Source organism: Pseudomonas sp. LS2P72 (assembly GCF_054897865.1).
The window spans coordinates 421,141-444,627 of sequence record NZ_CM142708.1 but is presented as its reverse complement, the minus strand read 5'-3'; the positions used below and the strand labels follow the sequence as shown (position 1 = coordinate 444,627).

General features: G+C 57.5%; 25 protein-coding genes, 1 tRNA gene and 1 rRNA gene. 10 read left to right on the top strand and 17 right to left on the bottom strand.

Translation table 11 applies throughout. From position 1 onward, the window contains the following. Nucleotides 1-7: 7 nt before the first annotated feature. Nucleotides 8-1,096 (bottom strand): aminopeptidase, encoded by a 1,089-nt coding sequence (locus tag ACYZUA_RS01950; RefSeq protein ID WP_461961871.1) that lies wholly within the window; start codon nt 1,094-1,096, stop codon nt 8-10. Between the two features lie 59 nt (nt 1,097-1,155). Between ACYZUA_RS01950 and ACYZUA_RS01945 the strand changes: the two genes are divergently transcribed. Together ACYZUA_RS01945 and ACYZUA_RS01940 are read left to right on the top strand one after the other, a co-directional pair. Next, nucleotides 1,156-1,578 (top strand): PA0061/PA0062 family lipoprotein, encoded by a 423-nt coding sequence (locus tag ACYZUA_RS01945; protein WP_461961870.1) that lies wholly within the window; start codon nt 1,156-1,158, stop codon nt 1,576-1,578. Between the two features lie 40 nt (nt 1,579-1,618). Further along, a complete protein-coding gene (locus ACYZUA_RS01940; RefSeq protein ID WP_461961869.1) occupies nt 1,619-2,041 on the top strand; it encodes a PA0061/PA0062 family lipoprotein in 423 nt (140 codons plus the stop codon). 6 nt (nt 2,042-2,047) lie between these two features. Here the strand turns inward: ACYZUA_RS01940 and ACYZUA_RS01935 are convergent, their stop codons facing one another. Then, the gene (locus tag ACYZUA_RS01935; RefSeq protein WP_258698414.1) at nt 2,048-2,281 is read right to left on the bottom strand and encodes a DUF1161 domain-containing protein; all 234 of its coding nucleotides are present in this window, start codon (nt 2,279-2,281) and stop codon (nt 2,048-2,050) included. 156 nt (nt 2,282-2,437) lie between these two features. Beyond that, entirely contained in the window at nt 2,438-2,869 is a 432-nt protein-coding gene (locus ACYZUA_RS01930) for an OsmC family protein (protein ID WP_461961868.1), read from the bottom strand. A 241-nt stretch (nt 2,870-3,110) separates the two neighbouring features. Between ACYZUA_RS01930 and ACYZUA_RS01925 the strand changes: the two genes are divergently transcribed. Then, nucleotides 3,111-4,112, top strand: coding sequence for an LLM class flavin-dependent oxidoreductase (locus ACYZUA_RS01925; RefSeq protein ID WP_046044846.1), 1,002 nt, complete (start codon nt 3,111-3,113; stop codon nt 4,110-4,112). Nucleotides 4,113-4,180: 68 nt separating this feature from the next. Here ACYZUA_RS01925 and ACYZUA_RS01920 read toward each other — a convergent pair whose 3' ends face one another. After that, complete coding sequence (locus tag ACYZUA_RS01920) at nt 4,181-4,402, bottom strand: DUF1161 domain-containing protein (RefSeq protein WP_461961867.1); 222 nt, start codon at nt 4,400-4,402, stop codon at nt 4,181-4,183. 122 nt (nt 4,403-4,524) lie between these two features. Further along, complete coding sequence (locus ACYZUA_RS01915; protein WP_008027736.1) at nt 4,525-4,740, bottom strand: dodecin; 216 nt, start codon at nt 4,738-4,740, stop codon at nt 4,525-4,527. A gap of 155 nt (nt 4,741-4,895) precedes the next feature. Between ACYZUA_RS01915 and ACYZUA_RS01910 the strand changes: the two genes are divergently transcribed. Further along, nucleotides 4,896-5,222, top strand: a complete 327-nt coding sequence (locus ACYZUA_RS01910; RefSeq protein ID WP_074872366.1) for an ElaB/YgaM/YqjD family protein — start codon at nt 4,896-4,898, stop codon at nt 5,220-5,222. Here ACYZUA_RS01910 and ACYZUA_RS01905 read toward each other — a convergent pair. Continuing rightward, nucleotides 5,219-6,112, bottom strand: a complete 894-nt coding sequence (locus ACYZUA_RS01905) for a LysR family transcriptional regulator (RefSeq protein WP_461961866.1) — start codon at nt 6,110-6,112, stop codon at nt 5,219-5,221. The two genes, ACYZUA_RS01910 and ACYZUA_RS01905, sit on opposite strands and share 4 nt — an antisense overlap. 126 nt (nt 6,113-6,238) lie before the next feature. Between ACYZUA_RS01905 and trpB the strand changes: the two genes are divergently transcribed. Further along, the gene (gene trpB / locus ACYZUA_RS01900) at nt 6,239-7,474 is read left to right on the top strand and encodes a tryptophan synthase subunit beta (protein WP_461961865.1); all 1,236 of its coding nucleotides are present in this window, start codon (nt 6,239-6,241) and stop codon (nt 7,472-7,474) included. Further along, nucleotides 7,474-8,286, top strand: coding sequence for a tryptophan synthase subunit alpha (trpA, locus tag ACYZUA_RS01895; RefSeq protein ID WP_461961864.1), 813 nt, complete (start codon nt 7,474-7,476; stop codon nt 8,284-8,286). The genes trpB and trpA overlap by 1 nt, the downstream gene beginning before the upstream one ends. 182 nt (nt 8,287-8,468) lie before the next feature. Here trpA and ACYZUA_RS01890 read toward each other — a convergent pair whose 3' ends face one another. From ACYZUA_RS01890 to ACYZUA_RS01840, 11 genes are all read right to left on the bottom strand, one after another. Further along, the gene (locus tag ACYZUA_RS01890; RefSeq protein WP_461961863.1) at nt 8,469-10,430 is read right to left on the bottom strand and encodes a DUF7844 domain-containing protein; all 1,962 of its coding nucleotides are present in this window, start codon (nt 10,428-10,430) and stop codon (nt 8,469-8,471) included. Continuing rightward, complete coding sequence (locus ACYZUA_RS01885) at nt 10,427-10,747, bottom strand: DUF2388 domain-containing protein (RefSeq protein WP_461961862.1); 321 nt, start codon at nt 10,745-10,747, stop codon at nt 10,427-10,429. Before ACYZUA_RS01885 ends, ACYZUA_RS01890 begins: the two co-directional genes overlap by 4 nt. A gap of 27 nt (nt 10,748-10,774) precedes the next feature. Further along, nucleotides 10,775-11,092 carry a DUF2388 domain-containing protein gene (locus ACYZUA_RS01880; protein WP_461961861.1) on the bottom strand — a complete coding sequence of 106 codons (318 nt, stop codon included), beginning with the start codon at nt 11,090-11,092 and terminating at the stop codon, nt 10,775-10,777. A 107-nt stretch (nt 11,093-11,199) separates the two neighbouring features. Further along, nucleotides 11,200-11,517 (bottom strand): DUF2388 domain-containing protein, encoded by a 318-nt coding sequence (locus tag ACYZUA_RS01875; protein ID WP_461961860.1) that lies wholly within the window; start codon nt 11,515-11,517, stop codon nt 11,200-11,202. A 144-nt stretch (nt 11,518-11,661) separates the two neighbouring features. Beyond that, nucleotides 11,662-11,871, bottom strand: coding sequence for a DUF1127 domain-containing protein (locus ACYZUA_RS01870; protein WP_461961859.1), 210 nt, complete (start codon nt 11,869-11,871; stop codon nt 11,662-11,664). Nucleotides 11,872-12,130: 259 nt separating this feature from the next. Next, a complete protein-coding gene (locus ACYZUA_RS01865) occupies nt 12,131-12,346 on the bottom strand; it encodes a DUF1127 domain-containing protein (RefSeq protein ID WP_008154465.1) in 216 nt (71 codons plus the stop codon). Nucleotides 12,347-12,665: 319 nt separating this feature from the next. Then, nucleotides 12,666-14,159: an acetyl-CoA hydrolase/transferase family protein gene (locus tag ACYZUA_RS01860; protein ID WP_461961858.1), complete on the bottom strand. Its 1,494-nt coding sequence runs from the start codon at nt 14,157-14,159 to the stop codon at nt 12,666-12,668. A gap of 180 nt (nt 14,160-14,339) precedes the next feature. Further along, the gene (locus ACYZUA_RS01855; RefSeq protein ID WP_461961857.1) at nt 14,340-15,776 is read right to left on the bottom strand and encodes an NAD(P)(+) transhydrogenase (Re/Si-specific) subunit beta; all 1,437 of its coding nucleotides are present in this window, start codon (nt 15,774-15,776) and stop codon (nt 14,340-14,342) included. Then, entirely contained in the window at nt 15,776-16,099 is a 324-nt protein-coding gene (locus tag ACYZUA_RS01850; RefSeq protein ID WP_165888010.1) for an NAD(P) transhydrogenase subunit alpha part 2, read from the bottom strand. Before ACYZUA_RS01850 ends, ACYZUA_RS01855 begins: the two co-directional genes overlap by 1 nt. A 15-nt stretch (nt 16,100-16,114) precedes the next feature. After that, nucleotides 16,115-17,236, bottom strand: coding sequence for a Re/Si-specific NAD(P)(+) transhydrogenase subunit alpha (locus ACYZUA_RS01845; RefSeq protein ID WP_461961856.1), 1,122 nt, complete (start codon nt 17,234-17,236; stop codon nt 16,115-16,117). A 436-nt stretch (nt 17,237-17,672) separates the two neighbouring features. Continuing rightward, complete coding sequence (locus tag ACYZUA_RS01840; RefSeq protein WP_461961855.1) at nt 17,673-18,572, bottom strand: LysR family transcriptional regulator; 900 nt, start codon at nt 18,570-18,572, stop codon at nt 17,673-17,675. Between the two features lie 157 nt (nt 18,573-18,729). Between ACYZUA_RS01840 and ACYZUA_RS01835 the strand changes: the two genes are divergently transcribed. The 4 genes from ACYZUA_RS01835 (at nt 18,730) to ACYZUA_RS01820 (ending at nt 23,486) form a co-directional block, all read left to right on the top strand. Then, nucleotides 18,730-19,911, top strand: a complete 1,182-nt coding sequence (locus ACYZUA_RS01835) for an acyl-CoA dehydrogenase (protein WP_461961854.1) — start codon at nt 18,730-18,732, stop codon at nt 19,909-19,911. A gap of 13 nt (nt 19,912-19,924) precedes the next feature. Next, nucleotides 19,925-21,145 (top strand): CaiB/BaiF CoA transferase family protein, encoded by a 1,221-nt coding sequence (locus ACYZUA_RS01830; protein WP_461961853.1) that lies wholly within the window; start codon nt 19,925-19,927, stop codon nt 21,143-21,145. Between the two features lie 641 nt (nt 21,146-21,786). Then, nucleotides 21,787-23,325: ribosomal RNA gene (locus ACYZUA_RS01825) — 16S ribosomal RNA — on the top strand. 84 nt (nt 23,326-23,409) lie between these two features. After that, nucleotides 23,410-23,486: transfer RNA gene (locus ACYZUA_RS01820), tRNA-Ile, on the top strand. Nucleotide 23,487 lies beyond the last annotated feature (1 nt).

The following is a 23,487-nucleotide window of genomic DNA, read 5'->3' as shown; positions in this document are numbered from 1 at the left end:
CGGCAGTTCAGTCGACGGAGATCTTATCTACTAGTGCTTTCAACGCCGCCTTGCGCTCCACAACCGGCAACGCGCCGAGCTTCTCGACCGATGCATAAAACTTCACCCAATCCCCGCCCACCTGCCTGAACAATGCCGCAAACGCCGGCACCCATTGGTCGTACAGCCCAAATGGCAACAGGCGGGCATTGTTCATCGGCGCATTGATCCACGCGTCATAGCGTTTGTCCCCAGCCCATTGGCTGTCGCGCAGTTGCCGGTATTCACCCCGCAATCGTTCGAACTCGTCGGCTTTGCGCTGGCGCATCTGGTCGTCGGGCAGGGGCAGGGTGTACAGCCGTTCAAGTCGCGTGCGGGTATCCAGAACCAATTGAATGAACTGGTCCCGTTGCTGCAACTGCGCGCCGCTGCTTGGCGCCAGGCCGCGGAATGCACGCCATTGGCGGGTGCCTTCCTGCTCGACGAAGGTGGCGAAAGACTCATTGAACTCGGTGTCGTCCTTCACATAAACACGTTGATGCGCCAGTTCATGGAAGATCAGCGTGGCCAATCGTTCGTCACCCCAGGCCATCATCGAACTGATAATCGGATCGTTGAACCAGCCGAGCGTCGAATAAGCCTCGACGCCGCCGATCGACACGTCCATACCTTGCAATCGTTGCAGCGCAGCTTCACCACGGGCCGCGTTCTGACTGTAGTAACCGCGATAGGCAACGCAACCGGCGATCGGGAAGCAATGGTTGTGGGGTGTCAGGGAAAATTCCGGCGTGGCAAACACGTTCCAGACTACGAACGGCCGGCCAATGTCGGCGTACATACGGTAACTCTGGTTATCCGGCAGCTGCAGTTGCTGGCTGGCGAACGTGCGGGCCTTTTGCGATTGAGTCAGGTGCGCACGCAATAGCGGATCGCGACCGGGGTCGGCAATCACTCTGGAAACCGGCTCGCGTGCCCGCAGCAATTGCAGCTGACCACTGGCCAATTGGCCGTAATAGCTGACGCCGGCGCAACCGTTAAGAAACAAAAACAGCACACCCGGAAACAAAATGCGTAAAACGCGATCAAGTAACCCAAGGCTTGGAAGCGGCCTGATCAAAATGAATCATCCTTGGAGAGTCTGCCCGCAAGACTATCCCGCCTGACTGGAGCTCCGCTATGCGCACGTTGATGCTGACAGGAAGCCTGTTGATGCTGACAGGTTGTGCTGGATTCGGATTACCCCCCCATGATCCGTCTCAAGCGTGGATCGACCTGGATTCGAAGCAGGAAGACACCGCGCTGCAAGCGCTGGAAGTCGACGACAAGGCCGCCACCGACAAGCGCTATTTCGAGGTTCAGCCCGGTAGCCATGAGTTGACGGTTCGTTACCAATTCCCGGTCGCACCCACCAACATCGGCCCAGACGCCGAGCCGCTATGGCGTGACTGCCAGCTAAACGTGAAATTCAACGACTTCAATGCCGGCGAGCGGTATCAGCTGAAAGCGGGGAATATTGGTTTTCGGCCGTGGGCAAAGCTCTATGATCAGCAGCGAAAAGTGATTGGCCAGGGTGTACCGGCAGGCTGCCAACGCACCTGATCGGCGTTATTCTAAGGGACTGGTCCTTGAGAAAATCATCATGCGCAGGTTTACGCTGTTACTTGCTGCAAGCATTGTTGCTGGCTGCCAGAGTCCGTTGCCAGCGGTTAATCCGCAGATGGCCTGGGTCGAGTTTTCTACGCCATTCCCCAACGATAAATTGCTGATGGCCGAACGCCTGGACGATCAGCGGTTGCGCGACGGGCGTTTTTTCCAGGTCACCCCCGGTAGCCATGAGCTGATTGTTCGATTCGACTTTGAAGTGCCTGGTGGTGGGGGCCTGGGCATAATGAACGGCCCCTCGGAACGCTTGTGCTACCTGACCATCAACTACGATCATTTCGAAGCCGGCCAGCGTTATGTGCTCGAAGGTCGTTCGATAGCGTTCACCCCCGGCGCCCGGTTGTACAACGCCAAGCGTGAAATCGTCGCGGAAGATCGAGAGTCCTATTGCCTCATGTGAGGTGAATCAGCGGTCGTTCTTCTGGTAGATGATTTTCTTCGTGCCGCCTTCGCACGAGCCAACGACCATATTCTGATCGTGTACTTCGTCGTTGGTGACGATTTCCAGCGTGTAGGACGAGACGTTATTGGCCTGAATCTTGGCTTCAATCTCGGCCTTGAGTTCTTCACAGGATTTCGGTGCCGCCAGGGCCGATGTGGCCAGCGCGCAACAGATAACCGCCAAGGCAAAACGTTTCATGGTTGAGGCTCCTTTGAGGCAGCGCGCACGGTAATGCGCTTTAGCTGCTGTCAGTTATTCGACCACAATCTCGCCAGCCAGGTGTTGTTTCAGCGCAAAAAAGAACGCAGCCCGCCGAGGCTGCGATCTTTTATCGGGGATCGCGATAACCCGCTATCAGCCGAGCAACGTTGCATCCAGACTGATTTTCGCATTCAGCACTTTGGAAACCGGGCAGCCTTCTTTGGCTTTATTGCTCAATTCCTCAAATTGAGCCTGAGTCGCCCCAGGAATCTTCGCTTTGAGGATCAATTTCACTGCCGTGATCGCGAATCCGCCGTCCACCTGGTCCAGGGTGACTTCGGCATTGGTATCGATGCTGTCAGCCTTGAGACCGGCATCGCCGAGAATCATCGAAAACGCCATGGAGAAGCAGCCCGCGTGCGCTGCGCCGATCAGCTCTTCCGGATTGGTGCCCTTGCCGCCTTCGAAACGGGCCTTGAAGCCGTACGGCGCGTCTCTAAGGACACCGGTTTCCGTGGAAATCGAGCCGATGCCGGTTTTCAGGTCACCTTCCCAATGAGCCGATGCTTTCTTCGTAATAGCCATGTCTGCCTCCTCAAGATCCGGCGCGAAGCGTCGCGCCTTAGTGGTTTTCGGTTGCTAGGGTTCTGAGGACAGACCGTGGTGCAAAGTTCACCTCATCTGATCGGTCCTCTTATTTCGTAGGAATTTTGGCTCTGCCATTGAAACTCGGGTATATGCCCTCATTGCATGAATCACGCTTATAGATTCGGCAGGTTTTCGTTTGTAAGAAAAAACCTGCGCCCTCAATTGGAGAAGCAGGCTTATGAAACGACTGTCCGATATCAAGTTCTCGACCCTCGATCTGGTGCCCGTGCGGGAGAACGGCAGCGCGGCCCAGTCGCTGCGCAATTCCCTGGACCTGGCGCAGCACGTCGAAAAATTCGGCTACAACCGTTTCTGGGTTGCCGAACACCACAACATGGATGGCATTGCGAGTTCGGCGACTTCGGTACTGCTTGGCTACCTGGCTGGCGGCACCTCGACCATTCGTGTTGGCTCGGGCGGTGTGATGCTGCCAAACCACGCGCCGCTGGTGATCGCCGAGCAGTTCGGCACGCTCGAAAGCCTGTACCCGGGCCGGATCGACCTGGGCCTGGGCCGTGCACCCGGCTCCGACCAGATGACCGCCCGCGCTTTGCGTCGTGAACGCTCCGGCAGCGCCGACGATTTCCCGGAAGACGTGGCGGAGCTGATGCGCTACCTCGGCCCGCGCACCCCGGACCAGCGGATCATCGCAATGCCAGGCACCGGCACTAACGTCCCGGTCTGGCTGCTGGGCTCCAGCCTTTTCAGTGCACAACTGGCGGGTGAACGCGGTTTGCCCTACGCCTTCGCTTCACATTTCGCACCGCGCTTCATGCATGAGGCCATTCGCGTCTACCGCAATCACTTCAAGCCTTCAGCAATATTGGATAAGCCCTACGTAATGCTCGGTGTGCCCTTGGTGGCTGCCGACACCGACGAGCAGGCCGATTATCTGGCGACCTCGGTCTATCAGCGCATCCTGGCGTTGATGCGTGGCCAGAGCCTGGTGCAACGTCCGCCGGTAAAAACCATGGACGGCCTGTGGCTGCCTCATGAGAAAGAGGCGGTCGGCGATTTCCTTGGTCTGGCGATGGTCGGCAGTCCGCAGAAAATCCGCGCCAAACTGGAAGTGCTGATCGAGCAGACCCAGGCGGACGAGCTGATTTTTACCTGCGACCTGTATGAACATGCCGATCGCGTGCATTCCTATGAGCTGCTGGCCCAGGTCATGAAGGGCTGACGCTCAAATAGCGAGCGTAAAAAAGCCGACGTCATTGCGTCGGCTGTTTCATATGCGCAGGAATCAGCCTACTTCGTATAGACGATTACCTTGGAGCCTTTTTCACAGGTGCCGACGACTTTCCCGCCAGCAGCGGTGCCTTTATCAACGATTTCAAGTGTATAACCAGCAATGCCTTTGGCATCCAGTTTCGCGGCGATTTCGGCTTTTAGCACTTCGCACGACTTGCCCTGGGCCAGAGCTGTTCCCGCAAGGCTCAACAAACCTACCGCCAAAATAAAATTCTTCATCGGTCGCATTCCCTGGTCGGGTCAATAGGGGCACCCAGCAATCAGCCGGGTGTAAATGTGTAGCGCTTTGCCATTCCCTATGGCGCTCGGCCAGCGCGCAATTTCCGAAGATTAGCTCAAACTCAGCTACTGGCAATCCGGAACCCGACTTTGAGCGTCACCTGAAAGTGCGCTGCCTTACCGTCCTTGATGTGCCCGCGGGTTTCGGTCACTTCAAACCATTCCATATATTTTAGGCTTTTGCTGGCCTCGGCCAGTGCGTTGTTGATGGCGTCTTCAATGCTGCTGGTGGACGAACCGACGAGTTCGACTTTCTTGTAGGTGTGATGGTCAGTCATGGCGTTCTCCTCAGGGTGTGAAATACAGCCTAGCAGTGATTTTTCGTATTACTTCTGTCGGCCAATCCGAAGTGGAAGTTCAGATTTACTGCACTTTCTCGAACCCCTGAAGTCCCAACCAACACACGCAACTCAATCAATGCAGGAGAGCCACCATGGCCAACACCTCTTTACGTAAAGCCTCATTGCAAAGCATGGAAGCCGAGATCGAGAGTCTGCTGAAGTCTTTGGAAAACCTGAAGGACGACGCCTCGGACGAGTCGCGTAAAACCCTTAAAGTCTTGAAAAGCAACGCCGAGAACGCGCTGAAGCATTCGCGCCATCTGCTCAGCGATGCGTACGAAGAAGTCAAAGTCAAAACCCGTGAAACCGGGATTGCCACGCGGGACTACGCCCAGGAACACCCTTGGACGACAGCGGGTGTGGCCGTCGGTGCATTGGGTCTGCTCGCGGCTTATCTGCTGTTCAAACGCGGTGACTAATCCGTCTGGCGCAGCTCGTTTTTGAGCCACTGCGCCAGTTGCCGAGCGCGGCCGTCCGCGGCGCGCTTGGGTAGCCACAACGCCAGTTGCGCCGGGGTTTCACTGAAGCCCCATGGCGCAACCAGGCGACCGGCCTTCAAATCCTCGGCCACCAGCGGCTCGGGCGCAATCGCCACTCCCAGGCCGGCTACTGCAGCCTCCAGCAAATAATACAAATGCTCGAAACCCTGTCCGTACTTCAGCGCTTTGGCGTCGAGGTCGCTTTGCTGTGCCCAGCTTGGCCAAGCCTGAGGGCGTGAGGTGGTGTGCAGCAATGGCTCGTTCAGCAGCGCTGCGGGCGGTGCGTTTTGCAGTCGTTCGAAGCCGGCGAATCGCGGGCTCATGACCGGGCCGATCCGTTCGCTCGCCAACTCATAGACTTGCATGTCCGCTGGCCACGGTGGTTCGGCAAACACCAGCAAGGCGTCCAGTCCCGGGCGGCGTGGATCGAGATCACCCTCGCCAGCCGACAGGTGCAGGCGCAGGTCCGGCAGGTCGGTATTCAGCCGTCCCAACCTCGGAATAAACCAGCGTGCCAACAAGCTGCCCGAGCAACCCAGTACGAACGGTGCATCGGCGGTGCTTTGGGTCAGCTCTGCACAAACAGTCCGCAAGCGCTCGAACGCCTCGCCGCTGGCATCGCGCAAACGAATGCCGGCATCTGTGAGTTTAAGGCCGCGGCCTTCCTTGATGAACAGGCTCAAGCCCAGGTGTTCTTCAAGCACCTTGAGTTGCCGACTGACCGCGCCATGGGTGACGTGCAGCTGTTCAGCCGCCTTGCTGACGCTGTTCAGGCGGGCAGTCGCTTCGAAGGCCCGAAGGGCATTCAGGGGGGGAAGGTCATGGCTCATGAGATCTGTGAGGTTTCCTGACAGGTTGCAGCGATCTTATCGGTTTTCAGCCTGAGGCGTCAGGGGTAGAGTGAAGCCCACTCTCTCTTCAAAAGCATCAACCCACGCATTCCACTGGAGCGACCCATGACCCAGACTAATCTGCGCAACGGCCCCGACGCCAACGGCCTGTTTGGCGCGTTCGGCGGCCGTTACGTCGCCGAAACCCTGATGCCGTTGATTCTCGATCTGGCCCGTGAATACGAATTGGCCAAGGATGATCCTGCATTCAAAGAAGAATTGGCCTACTTCCAGCGCGACTACGTGGGTCGTCCAAGTCCACTGTACTTTGCCGAACGTCTGACAGAGTTTTGCGGCGGCGCGAAGATTTACCTCAAGCGCGAAGAGCTGAACCACACCGGCGCGCACAAGATCAACAACTGCATCGGCCAGATTCTGCTGGCGCGGCGCATGGGCAAGAAACGCATCATCGCCGAGACCGGCGCTGGCATGCACGGCGTGGCGACCGCCACCGTGGCTGCACGTTTTGGCCTCGATTGCGTGATTTACATGGGCACCACTGACATCGAGCGTCAGCAGGCCAACGTATTTCGCATGAAGCTGCTGGGCGCCGAAGTGATCCCGGTCGTGGCCGGTACCGGCACCCTGAAAGATGCGATGAACGAAGCCCTGCGTGACTGGGTGACCAACGTCGACAGCACCTTCTACCTGATCGGCACTGTGGCCGGTCCGCACCCTTATCCTGCGATGGTTCGCGACTTTCAGGCCGTTATCGGCAAAGAAACCCGTACTCAACTGCAAGACCAGGAAGGTCGTCTGCCGGATAGCCTGGTGGCGTGCATCGGTGGCGGCTCCAACGCTATGGGCCTGTTCCACCCGTTCCTCGACGACAAAAGCGTCGAGATCATCGGCGTTGAAGCTGCCGGCTACGGTATTGAAACCGGCAAGCACGCGGCCAGCCTGAACGGCGGCGTACCGGGCGTACTGCACGGCAACCGTACCTTCCTGCTGCAGGACGACGATGGCCAGATCATCGACGCTCACTCGATCTCTGCCGGTCTCGACTATCCAGGCATCGGCCCGGAACACGCCTGGTTGCATGACATCGGCCGCGTCCAGTACACCTCGGTAACCGACGACGAAGCCCTCGACGCGTTCCACAAATGCTGCCGCCTGGAAGGGATTATTCCTGCACTGGAAAGCGCCCATGCACTGGCCGAAGTGTTCAAACGCGCACCGAGCCTGCCAAAAAATCACCTGATGGTGGTCAACCTGTCCGGTCGTGGCGACAAAGACATGCAAACCGTGATGCACCATATGGAACACTCTCAGCAAGAGCAATCCAAGCAGGAGAAACACTGATGAGCCGCCTGCAAACGCGTTTTGCCGAACTCAAGGAACAGAATCGTGCCGCCCTGGTGACCTTCGTGACCGCTGGCGACCCGAGCTATGACACCTCGCTGGCGATCCTCAAAGGCCTGCCTGGCGCCGGTGCCGACGTGATCGAGTTGGGCATGCCCTTCACCGATCCGATGGCCGATGGCCCGGCAATTCAGTTGGCCAACATCCGCGCCCTCGGCGCCAAGCAGAACCTGGCGAAAACCCTGCAAATGGTTCGCGAGTTCCGTGAAGGCAATACCGAGACGCCGCTGGTGCTGATGGGTTACTTCAACCCGATCCACATGTACGGCGTGCCGCGCTTCATTGCCGACGCCAAAGAGGCCGGCGTTGACGGTTTGATCGTGGTCGACTTGCCGCCGGAGCATAACGGCGAACTGTGCGACCCGGCCCAGGCTGCCGGCCTGGACTTCATCCGTCTGACCACCCCGACGACTGATGATGTGCGCCTGCCGACTGTCCTGAACGGCAGCTCAGGCTTCGTCTATTACGTGTCTGTCGCCGGTGTGACCGGTGCGGGCGCGGCGACGCTGGAGCATGTAGAAGAAGCGGTTGCGCGTCTGCGTCGCCATACCGATCTGCCGATCAGCATCGGTTTCGGTATTCGTACACCGGATCAAGCGGCGTCCATCGCGCGTCTGGCTGATGGCGTGGTGGTGGGTTCGGCGTTGATCGATCACATCGCCAATGCGTCGACTCCGGATCAGGCAGTTGATGGTGTGTTGAGCCTTTGCTCGGCGCTGGCAGACGGCGTGCGTAAAGCCCGCGTCAGCTGAAGGTAAAGTTCCTGATACAGACGAATTAGAGCCTCGCGGCACAGACTAAACAGCAAGACCGAGGGCTTCAGGACTACGTTCTGAAGCCCTTTTTTGCTGTATGTGCAGTGAGGAAAGGCCTGATGAAAATGCCGAACCGAACGCAGCCTTCGGCAGCTGCTACAAGTCCTGCGGTGTTTCTATCATGGCAACTCCAACCCGCCCGCAGCCTTGTGCAACTTTCTCAGATGCTCGCCAACCTGCTTCATGTTGGCTTCATTGGCGGCCATCTCGGCTGCACGGCTCGGATCGAGCAGCGCTCTCACTTCCTTGTCCAGATCGCCTGTCAGCGCCTGAAGCTGTTTCTGCCGCAGGCTGCTTTCCGATTCCAGACGCTGCCACTCACTTGGCTGCGGCAATCCATAGCCACCGGTGCCAAGCAGCTCTGCCGGACGGCTGAGGAAGCCGCTATTGGCAAGAATTTGCTGCAAGGTCGCGTTAGCCTTGTCCATGCCGCCGTTCTTCAGTTCCCGAGCGCCCAGATAGCGCTGCTTTACTTCGTCCTGGGCCAGCACCAATTGTTGGCGGAAGGCTGCCTGCTCCAGTAACAGTAATGCTGCGCTGGTGCGCAAATCGGCTTGGTCGATCCATTGCCGGCGCTCTTCAGCTTTCAATGCGAGCCAGTCTTCGACCTTTTCCTGCTTGATCGGCAAGTGCTTCTTCAGCACTTCGAACATCGCTTGATAACGATCGCGGAAGGAGTCGAATCGATAGCCCAGACGCAGCGCCTCACGAGGATCATCCAGCACGCTGGTGTCCGCCAGTCCGCGGCCCTTGAGCACCTCCAGCAAACCGTTGGGCATGATGCTGTCCAACCCGACCAGTTTTGTATTGTTGGTGCTGCTACGCAGTAACTTCAGGCCCTCTACAGCGCAGTTGTTGGACAGGAAGAAGTAGTTGCCGTCGTAACTCCAGTGCATTTCGGCGGCGTGCTCCACCACGTCTTCGATCTCGTTGCGCGACAGGTTCAGCGGCACCGAAGCCAGACTGCGCAGTTCGGTCTTGGTGTATTCGTCGATCACCTGTGCCAGCGGCAGGACAAACAGGCGCGACGGGTATTTGCCCACCAATCCGTCCCAACTCGACAACTGCACGTCACCGACGAAGGCGCGGTAGGACAACACCAGGTGCTGATCCAGATCGAGTCGACAATCCGGCCCACGTGGTCGGCCGGGAGCACAGATCACCAACCGCAACATGCTGTGACCCCAGCGGCTGACCCAATTCTGGTTGGCTTCAGCCAGCAGATAGTCGACGGCGTAGACCCGTTCCGGATCGACCTGGCCCAGTGGTGTTTTGGCAAAATCATTGCCGGCATTGAGGAAGGAGAAGGATTTGCCGCAGGTGTCTTTAGCGGCGGGCGCCCAGCCGAAATGTTCTTTGTAGTAGCGATACAGCGCAGGACGGCGACAGGCGTAGGCCGGATCGAGAAGGAAATATTCCATGTTGACCGCGACGAACTCCTTGGGGCTGCTCGTTTCGTAAATGTCCGGGCTGCGGGCAATTTGCCGGTTGTGCTGTTCGCGCTCGCCACGACGGCCGACATACTGTGGCCAGCCAGCGAGGTCGAGCAGACGCGGGTCATCACTGAGGGTAAAGCGTCGGTCGACCTGGCCGCGGCATTCATCCGGAATGCCAATCAGCCCTGAGCTGCTGTTGCGCCGGGTGCAGCGCTGAATCAGCGTGCGCTCCGCGTCTGGCCACAGGCGCGAGCGGTCATAGATGTGGGTGAGTTCGTGCAGCACCGTGGCAAGCATTTCGCGGCGCACGGTGCCATGGGGACGATAAGTCTTTTTGGTCGCGGCGCTGCCGTCAGTGAGGCTGGCAAGCAGGTTGCGGTTCAGATCGAGCTCGGACACCAGCGACGCCTGGCCGTAAGCGTTGCTCGGCATGTCATCGGTCCAGCCGACGTCGATGCGTCGGTCGAGCTGCTCGATGAACCGCGGCGGCAGCGCCTGCATGGCTTCATCGAGCAACGCCTGACTGGCCTGTTGTTGAGCGGGGCTGAGGCCTTCGGTTTTAAGCCTTAATTGCAAGTCAGCCTGGGCCGTGTTGCCGAGCAGCAACATGACCCCTGCCAACAGCCAGGCGCCTGGCGACCTCACAGTGCGAGGATGGCTTCGGCGAGAACCTGGTCACTGGCGTCGCGGGCTTCCGGTACGCGGGTGCGCAGCGTGTTGAAGGCCGCTTCCAGGTGCGCGCCACGAATCTCGCCATCGCTGGCGACGAAACTGGCCGCATCGTCGTGGGCTTCACGAACGATCTTCGAGTCACGGATGGACGTCGTGGTATCGGAAGTGAAATCAAGCGTGCGTTGGGTGGCATTGATGAGGATATTACTGGTGGCGACCAGAGTGTGCGCCTGGGCCACATCGGCCAACAACAGAAGGCCAAGGGCGGCAACAATCAGAGGGCTACGCATGGAACGACTCCGCAAGAACAAGGATAACTATTGGACGAGAATTGCCTGCGCCAGTTCAAGGTCGCTGGCATGAAGTTTTGGCTGGGTCCGGCGCAGATAAATCAGGGCGGACTCCAGTTGTGCTCCTCGCAGTTGACCGTCACTGGCGATGAACGCCGCAGCGTCATCGTGTGCCGCGACTAGCAGCTTACGGTCGAAGGGGGCGGAGGTCACCATGCTTGAGGCGTAGCCGGTAGCCACGATGCCTTGTGTAGAGAGATTGAAGGCGTCATAGGCATGGGCGGAGCCCACCCAGCAGATGGCCACGAAAAGCGGAAAGATCAACAGATTTGAAAGAAAACGCATGAGACTCGATAGCTGAAGACGAGTCGCAAGGCTAGCGCAACGCCCGGTCTAGAGCCAGCGCCGAAACATTGGGACACGGCGGGCGTGTCCCACGTCAGTGATGACGCTTAGATAGTCAGTATGGCTTGCGCCAGTTGTGCGTCAGTCGCGTTCAGCTGAGGTGCCTGGTGGCGAATATGGTCGAGTGCGCTTTCCAGTTTCACGCCACGAATGGCGCCTTCGCTGGCCACGAAGCTGGCAGCATCGTCACGGGCGGCGCGCACGATTTTGTCATCGCGAAAGGAAGAGGTGATATCTGAGGTCGCATCGGACGTGGCCTTGAGCGCGCCGACGACGGCGTCGGTGGTCACGATAAAGCTCGTGGCGTGGGAATTGGCGGCCACGGCAAGCAGGGCTGCAGCGCTGAGCAGACGAAGACGGGACATGGTGAAACTCCTTTGGGAAAACCGATTGAGAGATGGCGCAGTGTCTGTTGATTCAGACGCCAGTCGTGCAGCGTTCGCCACGTTCCATCTGAATATAGGCCTATGAGTATCGGTTCGCACAGTCCCGTCTGTTCAAGCAGGAAGCTAACGCCAGAATGGTGTGTCCAATTCGTTGAGACGATCCGCCTGGCTGATGTTCAGGTCTGAGAGTTGCCGGTCATCAAGTTGGCCCAGTAAACGCCGGGTTCGAGCCCTTTCAAGGCTGTGGGCGAGGCCTCTCAGCAATCTACGAAACCAAAGGAAACGAGGCGTTGATTGAGGAATGGAAACGGAAACATGCAGTAAGTGATTCATGGCGCGGTCCTTTTGCTGGCAGTTCGGGATTTCATGGTGATCCCGTCCTTTCTTCCTCAACAGACACACTGCACTGAAATTGTACTGGTTCAGTTGTTTAGATAGTAAAACTGTACCTGTTAAGCGAGAGCTCTACTGTATGACCCATTTTTAAGGGTCCAAAACGACAAAACCCGTCGGGGTTTCCCACGACGGGCTTTGTTTTTTCAATTTGGAGTGCTGGCGGTGGACCCGGTGGGTCAGAGCCAGCGACGCTAACTTAGCGCCAGAACGGCTTGCTCAGCTCTTCGTAGCGTTGTGCTTCGCTAATCCCTGCGTCAGCCAGCAGACGCGAATCCAGACGAGCCAGTTGATGGCGGCTGGAGATGCGGCGCTGCCACAGCATCAGGTTGGCGAGAACGCGAAGAGGCGTGGAAGCCTGGGTTTTTACAGCGTTGTCTTCGAAAAACAGCTCGGAACTGAGTGTACGTTCCATGGTTGACATCCTTCCGCTTATGGCGGGATTAGGTAGTGGTTTAACTGATGCCAATGATCCTCTCGTTTGGCCAGTCTCTCTAGATACAGTTCACTTGTATTGTGAGGGACCAGTTAACTGTTAAAGGGTGGTGTACTGGTCAAAATTGAGGCAACTGTACTTGTATGCACTAAAATCGTGCGTTTTTGCTTGATTGACTTGAAAAGGTAGGCAGTTACGGTAGGAAAAGACCGGTACAGCAGTACAGTTTTATTCAGGATTTGGGCTGGCAATAGCAAGCTGACGAAACTGTGTTTGCGTCAGCTGCTATCTGTACCAATTACACCGCGAGCATCCGCCCGGTTTCTTCCAGGTTTATGTGCCAGCTCAGGGCGTCACGCAGGATATGCGGCGTGTGCCCGCCGAGTGCACAAGCGGCTGTGAAGTAGTCATCCAGGGCCTGGCGATAGTCCGGGTGCACGCAGTTGTCGATGATGACCCGAGCGCGTTCTCGCGGCGCCAGGCCACGCAAGTCCGCCAGACCGATCTCGGTGACGAGGATGTCGACGTCATGCTCAGTGTGATCAACGTGGCTGACCATCGGCACCACGCTGGAGATCGCGCCGCCCTTGGCGATCGACTTGGTTACGAAGATCGCCAAATGCGCATTGCGCGCAAAGTCGCCCGAGCCGCCGATGCCGTTCATCATCCGCGTGCCGCAGATGTGGGTGGAGTTGACGTTGCCGTACAAGTCGAACTCAAGCGCCGTGTTGATGCCGATGATGCCGAGCCGGCGCACCACTTCCGGGTGGTTGGAGATTTCTTGCGGGCGCAGGACCAGTTTGTCCTTGTAGCGCTCAAGGTTGCCGAAAACATCGGTGTTGCGACGGCTCGACAAGGTGATCGAGCTGCCCGAAGCAAAGCTCAGCTTGCCGGCGTCGATCAGGTCGAAGGTCGAGTCCTGAAGCACTTCGGAATACATCGTCAGGTCTTCGAACGGCGAGTCGATCAACCCGCACATCACCGAGTTGGCGATGTTGCCAATCCCGGCTTGCAGCGGGCCGAGCTTGTTGGTCATGCGCCCGGCAGCCACTTCCTGCTTGAAGAAGTCGATCAGGTGGTCGGCAATGACTTGGGTATCAACGTCCGGCGGCAGTACGGTGGACGGTGAGTCGGATTGATTGGTGATCACGATAGCGACGATCTTTTCCGGCGGGATCGGGATGGCCGTGCTGCCAATGCGATCGTCGACCTTTACCAGTGGAATCGGTGTGCGGGTCGGCCGATAGGTCGGGATATAGATGTCGTGCAGGCCTTCGAGATTCGGGTTGTGCGCCAGGTTGATCTCGACGATCACCTGTTTGGCGAAAATCGCGAAGCTGGCCGAGTTGCCCACCGACGTGGTCGGCACGATATGGCCCTGCTCGGTGATCGCCACGGCTTCAATCACCGCGATGTCCGGCAGCTTGAGTTGCTGATTGCGCAGCGACTCCACGGTTTCCGACAGATGCTGGTCAATGAACATTACTTCGCCGGCGTTAATGGCTTTGCGCAGAGTGCTGTCGACCTGGAAGGGCATGCGTCGTGACAATACGCCAGCTTCGGTGAGCTGTTTATCGAGGTCGTTGCCCAGGCTGGCGCCGGTCATCAGCGTGATTTTCAGCGGGGTGATTTTGGCGCGCTCGGCCAATGCGTGGGGCACGGCTTTGGCTTCGCCGGCGCGAGTGAAACCACTCATGCCGACGGTCATGCCGTCCTCAATCAGAGCGGCAGCGTCAGCGGCGCTCATCACTTTATCCAACAACGAAGGCAAGCGAATACGATCACGGTACATGGATTGTTATCTCGGGCAACGAAAGCAAGGTGTGCAGTCTAGTGACTTCAAAAAAATTTCTCCCGCTACCATGGTCGAATGCAGAGCCCCGATTTAGAGCCTTCGGTCGGTTTTTAGCGGGCAATAAAAAACCCCAGCCTACTAAAGGCTGAGGTTTTGAGTATTGCGCTGGAGCAGGTTTTACTCGACGGCTTTGACCATGTCTTCGATGACCTTCTTCGCGTCGCCGAAGACCATCATGGTTTTGTCGAGGTAGAACAGTTCGTTGTCCAGGCCGGCATAGCCGCTGGCCATCGAGCGCTTGTTGACGATCACGGTCTTGGCTTTGTAAGCCTCGAGGATCGGCATGCCGGCAATCGGCGATTTCGGATCGTTCTTCGCCGCCGGGTTGACCACATCGTTGGCGCCAAGTACCAGCACCACGTCGGTCTGACCGAACTCGGAGTTGATGTCTTCCATCTCGAACACTTGCTCGTAAGGCACTTCGGCCTCGGCCAGCAGGACGTTCATGTGGCCAGGCATCCGCCCGGCGACCGGGTGGATCGCAAACTTCACCGTGACACCACGGTGAGTCAGCTTCTCCGCCAGTTCCATCAGCGAGTGCTGGGCCCGTGCCACCGCCAGGCCATAGCCCGGCACGATGATCACGGTGTCGGCGTTGGTCAGCAGGAACGCGGCGTCATCGGACGAGCCGGACTTCACCGGACGCGCTTCCTTGGCGCCAGCGGGGCCTGCGGCTTCCGTTGCACCGCCGAAACCGCCGAGCAGGACGTTGAAGAACGAGCGGTTCATCGCTTTGCACATGATGTACGAGAGGATTGCACCGGACGAGCCCACCAGCGAACCGGCGATGATCAGCATCGAGTTGTTCAGCGAGAAGCCGATACCCGCGGCTGCCCAACCGGAATAGCTGTTGAGCATCGACACCACCACCGGCATATCGGCACCGCCGATCGGGATGATGATCAGCACGCCCATCACGAAGGCCAGGGCCAGCATCAGGGCGAAGGCGCCGAGGTTGCCGGTCAGCATGAAAGTGATGCCCAGGCCGAGCGTCGCCAGGCCCAACACCAGGTTCAACTTGTGTTGACCGCTGAACTGTACCGGTGCGCCCTGAAACAGACGGAACTTGTACTTGCCCGACAGCTTGCCGAAGGCGATCACCGAACCGGAGAAGGTGATGGCACCAATCGCTGCGCCAAGGAACAGCTCCATGCGGTTACCGGCCGGAATCGAATCACCCAGTTGCTTGACGATGCCCAGCGACTGCGGCTCAACAACAGCAGCAATCGCAATAAACACCGCGGCCAGACCGATCATGCTGTGCATGAAGGCGACCAGTTCCGGCATCTTGGTCATTTCAACGCGTTTGGCCATGATCGAACCGGCCGTGCCGCCGACCAGCAAGCCGACGATCACGTAGCCGATCCCGGCGGTGGCAAGCTCTGCGCCGAGCTTATAGATGAGGCCCACGGTGGTCAGGATGGCCAGCGCCATGCCAAGCATGCCGAACAGGTTGCCGCGCCGCGACGTGGTCGGGTGCGACAGGCCTTTGAGGGCCTGGATGAAACAGATCGACGCGATCAAGTAGAGCGTCGTGACGAGATTCATGCTCATTACTTAGGCGCCTCTTCTTTTATTGCTTTCGGGGCTTTTTTCTTGAACATCTCAAGCATCCTGCGGGTAACCAGGAAGCCACCAAATACGTTCACCGCTGCCAGAGCCACCGCCAGGGTGCCCATGGTTTTGCCCAGAGGTGTGACGGTCAACGCCGCGGCCAGCATGGCGCCGACGATCACGATCGCCGAGATCGCGTTGGTCACCGCCATCAAAGGCGTGTGCAGCGCAGGTGTAACGTTCCAGACCACGTGATAACCGACATAAATCGCCAGCACGAAGATGATCAGGTTGTAGATACCGGGGGAGATAAGCTCTTCCATCGTCTGAATCCCTGCTTAGGCGTTTTTGCGGATGACTTGGCCGTCGCGGCACATCAGGCACGCGGCGACGATGTCGTCTTCGAGGTTGATCTCGAACTGGCCTTCCTTGTTGAAGACCAGCTTCAGGAAGTCCAGCAAGTTGCGCGCGTACAGGGCCGAAGCGTCTGCCGCGACGGCGCCGGCCAGGTTGGTCGGGCCGCAAATGATCACGCCATTCTCGACCACCACCTGATCGGCCACAGTCAGCGGGCAGTTGCCGCCCTGGGCTGCCGCGAGGTCGATGACCACCGAGCCCGGCTTCATCTGCGCCACGGTTTCCGCGCTCAACAGCGTCGGCGCCTTGCGGCCCGGGATCAGTGCGGTGGTGATCACGATGTCAGCCTGCTTGGCGCGCTCGTGCACGGCCGCAGCCTGACGCTGCATCCAGCTGGCCGGCATCGGGCGGGCGTAACCGCCGACACCAACGGCGCATTCGCGCTCTTCATCGGTTTCGTAAGGTACGTCGACGAACTTGGCGCCGAGGGATTCGATCTGCTCCTTCACCGCAGGACGCACGTCAGAGGCTTCGATCACCGCACCCAGACGTTTCGCCGTGGCGATGGCCTGCAAACCGGCTACACCCGCGCCGAGAATCAGCACGCGCGCCGCTTTCACGGTACCCGCCGCGGTCATCAACATCGGGATGAAGCGAGGATAGTGGTGAGCGGCCAGCAACACGGCTTTATAGCCGGCGATGTTGGCTTGGGAGGACAGCACATCCAGGCTCTGAGCGCGGGAGGTGCGTGGTGCGGCCTCCAGTGCGAAAGCGGTAATGCCGCACTCAGCCAGCTTGGCAATGGTTTCATTGCTGAACGGGTTGAGCATGCCCACCACAACGGTGCCGCTTTTAATCAGCGTCAGTTCGCTGTCGCTGGGGGCGACCACCTTGAGAATCAGCTCGGCACCCAACGCATCGTTGGCGCTGCCAATTATTGCGCCTGCCGCTTCATAGGCACTGTCGACAACGCTGGCATTAATGCCGGCGCCGCTTTGCACAGTGACCTTATGACCCTGGCCGATCAGCTTCTTGATGGTTTCCGGGGTTGCAGCAACCCGTGTTTCACCGGTCTGGGTTTCGAGAGGAACACCAATGTGCACGTCAAATCTCCTGCGTGATCTTATTGAGTAAACCCAGGCACTTCGGATGGTGCGGCTGGGGGCGGCCGATCAGCACGATCCCGCCAAATCAGGGCGGGGCGCGGCATTTTGCAGGCGAACTTAGTGCCCTTCAAGGGTTTATGACGGGTGACGGAAAATTAACTACAAGTCACCCCGTGACCGAATGTCGCAACTGACCGGTTCAATCCCTTGCAGGCCGTGCCTTGTAAGGATTCTTGTAAAAATTGAAGAATTTACGCATCGGTCAGGTGAATGAGTCGTTATTGCTCCGCAATAGAGGCTCAAGGCCACGTTTTCAGGCCCTTGTGGGACGTTTGTACTGCTTGCCGGTACAGTATTCGAATATGCGACAAATACTTATATCTGTAGTGCTTTTGTTTTGCTGACTACGTGGTCAGCTAATGGCGCAAAGCCTTTATCCTTCTAGGCTGTAGCTCTGTGCCTGATTGATCAACCAATCGCGAAATGCCCTTAAAGAGGCCGATTCGACCTTTCGCTCGGGAATCATCAAGTAATACGCCTTGATGCTTGATAACGCTTGGGCGTTGGCAATGACCAGGCGCTTCTCGGCCAGTTCACGTTGAATCAGGAACGGTGGAATCAGCGCGATTCCCATATCGTGCATGGCCGCTTGGGCAAGCATGGAGAATAGCTCGTAGCGCGGCCCTGTCATGTCGCGAGGGATATTAAGGTTTTGGGAGTTGAACCACTGACGCCATGCATAAGGGCGGGTGGTTTGCTGCAACAGGGGCAATTCGGCGATGTCGCCGGGAGACAGGTTTGTCTTTTTCCCCATGAGGTTGGGGCTGCACACCGGCATCGGATTTTCGCCCATCAGCCTGTGGGATTCGGTACCCGACCAGTCCGCGTCGCCAAAATAGATCGCGGCATCGAAATCGGTGTCGGCAAACAGGAAGGGGCGCGTTCGGTTGGTGAGGTTGACCGTCACTTCCGGGTGTTTTTGCTGGAAGTCCTTGAGTCGTGGCAACAGCCATTGAGTGCCGAAGGTTGGAACCACCGCCAGCTCAATCACGTTGGCGCCTTGCTGACCCATCACTGACAAGGTGTCGCGCTCAACCGCATCAAGTTGGGTGGCCACCCGGCGGCTGTAGGAAAGGCCGGCCTCCGTCAGCTTGACCCCACGTCGCGAGCGTCGGAACAGTTCTACGCTGAGGAACTCCTCAAGGCTGGCGATCTGTCGGCAAATGGCGCCCTGAGTGAGCGAAAGCTCCTGAGCTGCCTTGGTAAAACTTTCATGGCGAGCTGCCGCTTCAAAGCTGATCAGCGCCGTTGTGCTGGGGATTTTCCTGCGCATGTACGTCAACCTCACTAATGCATCGCATAAAAGCTATTTTGCGATGTTTCGGAGTGAGAAATTAGCACAACAGTATGCAAAATCCTCGTTTGCCGTAACGCCGAACCCGGCCTAGGATCAGCCCACGTTATTTGACCCGATTCGAGAGGACACACTCATGGGCGGCAAAGCTAGCTTCAACTGGATCGATTCCCTGCTGCTGGATCAACAGCTCACCGAAGAAGAGCGCATGATTCGCGACACCGCTGAGCAATTCGCTCAGCAGAAGCTCGCACCGCGTGTTCTCGAAGCTTTCCGCCATGAAAAGACCGATCCGGCAATCTTCCGCGAGATGGGTGAAATCGGCCTGTTGGGCGCGACCATCCCCGAGCAATATGGTGGCAGCGGCCTGAACTACGTCAGTTACGGCCTGATAGCCCGTGAAGTCGAGCGCGTCGACTCCGGCTACCGCTCGATGATGAGCGTGCAATCCTCGCTGGTGATGGTGCCGATCAATGAATTCGGTACCGAAGCCCAGAAGCAGAAGTACCTGCCGAAACTGGCGTCGGGTGAGTGGATTGGTTGTTTCGGTCTGACCGAGCCTAACCACGGTTCCGACCCGGGCGCGATGATTACTCGTGCACGCAAAGTCGAAGGCGGCTACAGCCTGACCGGCAACAAGATGTGGATCACCAACAGCCCGATCGCCGATGTGTTCGTGGTCTGGGGCAAGGACGATGCCGGCGACATCCGTGGCTTCGTTCTGGAGAAGGGCTGGAAAGGCCTGAGTGCTCCTGCAATTCACGGCAAGGTTGGCCTGCGTGCATCCATCACCGGCGAAATCGTCATGGACAACGTGTTTGTCCCTGAAGAGAACATCTTCCCGGATGTCCGTGGCTTGAAAGGCCCTTTTACTTGCCTCAACTCGGCACGTTACGGTATTTCCTGGGGCGCGCTGGGCGCGGCCGAATTTTGCTGGCACACCGCTCGCCAATACACCCTGGATCGCCAGCAGTTCGGCCGTCCATTGGCCGCCACTCAGCTGATCCAGAAGAAGCTGGCCGACATGCAGACTGAAATCACCCTGGCGCTGCAAGGTTGCCTGCGTCTGGGTCGTATGAAAGATGAAGGTACTGCGGCCGTCGAGATCACTTCGATGATGAAGCGCAACTCCTGCGGCAAGTCCCTGGACATTGCTCGCATGGCGCGTGACATGCTGGGCGGTAATGGTATTTCCGATGAGTTCGGTGTTGCTCGCCACTTGGTCAACCTGGAAGTGGTGAATACCTACGAAGGTACGCATGACGTCCACGCTCTGATCCTCGGTCGTGCGCAGACTGGCATCCAGGCGTTCTATTAATAGGAGAACGGCCATGGGCGCGCTTTCGCATCTACGGGTACTGGATTTATCGCGGGTGCTGGCCGGGCCTTGGGCGGGGCAGATCCTTGCTGACCTTGGCGCCGAAGTGATCAAGGTTGAGCGCCCCGGTAATGGCGATGACACCCGCGCCTGGGGGCCTCCCTTCCTAAAAGACGCTTATGGCGAGAACACCAGCGAGGCCGCCTATTATTTGTCGGCCAATCGCAACAAGCAATCGGTCACCATCGACTTCACCCGGCCTGAAGGGCAGAAGCTGGTGCGTGATCTGGCGGCGAAGTCGGACATCCTGATCGAGAATTTCAAGGTCGGTGGGCTGGCGGCATATGGTTTGGACTATGAGTCTCTAAAGGCGATCAATCCGAATCTGATCTATTGCTCGATTACCGGGTTTGGCCAGACTGGTCCTTACGCCAAGCGCGCGGGTTATGACTTCATGATCCAGGGGCTGGGCGGCCTGATGAGTCTGACGGGGCGGCCCGAAGGGGATGAGGGTGCCGGGCCGGTGAAAGTCGGCGTGGCGCTGACGGACATTTTGACCGGTCTCTATTCGACCGTGGCGATCCTGGCAGCGCTTGCGCATCGGGAGCATGACGGTGGCGGTCAGCATATTGATATGGCGCTGCTGGATGTTCAGGTGGCTTGTCTGGCTAACCAGGCAATGAATTACCTGACTACGGGCAATGCTCCGAAGCGCCTGGGTAATGCTCATCCGAATATCGTGCCTTATCAGGACTTTCCTACGGCGGATGGAGACTTCATCCTAACCGTAGGTAATGACGGGCAGTTCCGCAAGTTTGCTGAAGTGGCTGGTCAGCCGCAGTGGGCAGATGATCCACGTTTTGCGACCAACAAGTTGCGGGTGGCGAATCGTGCGGTGCTGATTCCGCTCATTCGCCAGGCGACTGTGTTCAAGACGACTGCTGAGTGGGTGCTGCAGCTGGAGCAAGCAGGTGTGCCGTGCGGGCCGATCAATGATCTGGCTCAGATGTTTGCGGATCCTCAGGTTAAGGCGCGCGGGTTGGCGATCGAGCTGCCCCATGTGCTGGCCGGGATGGTGCCGCAGGTGGCGAGTCCGATTCGACTGTCCGAAACTCCTGTGGAGTATCGCAATGCGCCTCCTCTATTAGGGGAGCATACGCTGGAGGTTCTGCAGCGGGTGCTGGGTCTGGATGCGGGCGTTGTGGCTGCATTCAAAGAGGCTGGGGTGCTCTGAGGGTTTCTTCTATATAGAGGGAGTGGTTTTACTCTCCTATATAGAAAGGAAACGGGCTGTTTTCGGCGTTCTGCAATTGATTGATAGAAAAGCGCAATTAAAGGTTGACGGCAAATGCTGGAAGTCTATAATTCGCCCCACTTCCGGCGCAGTCGAAACGGAAAACTCCTTGGTAAACAATGAGTTACGCAGTTTTCGACAGCGAGTTGCTTCAGGTCATCGAAGTCCAGAAGGAGTTGATTGAGCGAGGTTGTTTGGCTCTTTTGATGATTCGATCTTCTCGGTCGAAAGCGGAACAAAAGAGGTGTTGACAGCAGCGAGTAACGCTGTAGAATTCGCCTCCCGCTAACGAGAGATCGCAAGCGCAAGTGGTTGAAGTTGCAAAGGAAACTTTGAAAACTTCGAAAAATAACCGCTTGACAGCAACAGAGGCTGCTGTAGAATGCGCGCCTCGGTTGAGACGAAAGATCTTAACCAACCGCTCTTTAACAACTGAATCAAGCAATTCGTGTGGGTGCTTGTGGGGTCAGACTGATAGTCAACAAGATTATCAGCATCACAAGTTACTCCGCGAGAAATCAAAGATGTAACCAACGATTGCTGAGCCAAGTTTAGGGTTTCTTAAAAACCCAAAGATGTTTGAACTGAAGAGTTTGATCATGGCTCAGATTGAACGCTGGCGGCAGGCCTAACACATGCAAGTCGAGCGGCAGCACGGGTACTTGTACCTGGTGGCGAGCGGCGGACGGGTGAGTAATGCCTAGGAATCTGCCTGGTAGTGGGGGATAACGCTCGGAAACGGACGCTAATACCGCATACGTCCTACGGGAGAAAGCAGGGGACCTTCGGGCCTTGCGCTATCAGATGAGCCTAGGTCGGATTAGCTAGTTGGTGAGGTAATGGCTCACCAAGGCGACGATCCGTAACTGGTCTGAGAGGATGATCAGTCACACTGGAACTGAGACACGGTCCAGACTCCTACGGGAGGCAGCAGTGGGGAATATTGGACAATGGGCGAAAGCCTGATCCAGCCATGCCGCGTGTGTGAAGAAGGTCTTCGGATTGTAAAGCACTTTAAGTTGGGAGGAAGGGCATTAACCTAATACGTTAGTGTTTTGACGTTACCGACAGAATAAGCACCGGCTAACTCTGTGCCAGCAGCCGCGGTAATACAGAGGGTGCAAGCGTTAATCGGAATTACTGGGCGTAAAGCGCGCGTAGGTGGTTTGTTAAGTTGGATGTGAAATCCCCGGGCTCAACCTGGGAACTGCATTCAAAACTGACAAGCTAGAGTATGGTAGAGGGTGGTGGAATTTCCTGTGTAGCGGTGAAATGCGTAGATATAGGAAGGAACACCAGTGGCGAAGGCGACCACCTGGACTGATACTGACACTGAGGTGCGAAAGCGTGGGGAGCAAACAGGATTAGATACCCTGGTAGTCCACGCCGTAAACGATGTCAACTAGCCGTTGGGAGCCTTGAGCTCTTAGTGGCGCAGCTAACGCATTAAGTTGACCGCCTGGGGAGTACGGCCGCAAGGTTAAAACTCAAATGAATTGACGGGGGCCCGCACAAGCGGTGGAGCATGTGGTTTAATTCGAAGCAACGCGAAGAACCTTACCAGGCCTTGACATCCAATGAATCTGCTAGAGATAGCGGAGTGCCTTCGGGAACATTGAGACAGGTGCTGCATGGCTGTCGTCAGCTCGTGTCGTGAGATGTTGGGTTAAGTCCCGTAACGAGCGCAACCCTTGTCCTTAGTTACCAGCACGTAATGGTGGGCACTCTAAGGAGACTGCCGGTGACAAACCGGAGGAAGGTGGGGATGACGTCAAGTCATCATGGCCCTTACGGCCTGGGCTACACACGTGCTACAATGGTCGGTACAGAGGGTTGCCAAGCCGCGAGGTGGAGCTAATCCCAGAAAACCGATCGTAGTCCGGATCGCAGTCTGCAACTCGACTGCGTGAAGTCGGAATCGCTAGTAATCGCGAATCAGAATGTCGCGGTGAATACGTTCCCGGGCCTTGTACACACCGCCCGTCACACCATGGGAGTGGGTTGCACCAGAAGTAGCTAGTCTAACCTTCGGGAGGACGGTTACCACGGTGTGATTCATGACTGGGGTGAAGTCGTAACAAGGTAGCCGTAGGGGAACCTGCGGCTGGATCACCTCCTTAATCGACGACATCAGCTGCTCCATAAGCTCCCACACGAATTGCTTGATTCATTGAAGAAGACGATAAAAGAAGCAGCCCGAAATTGGGTCTGTAGCTCAGTTGGTTAGAGCGCACCCCTGATAAGGGTGAGGTCGGCAGTTCGAATCTGCCCAGACCCACCAA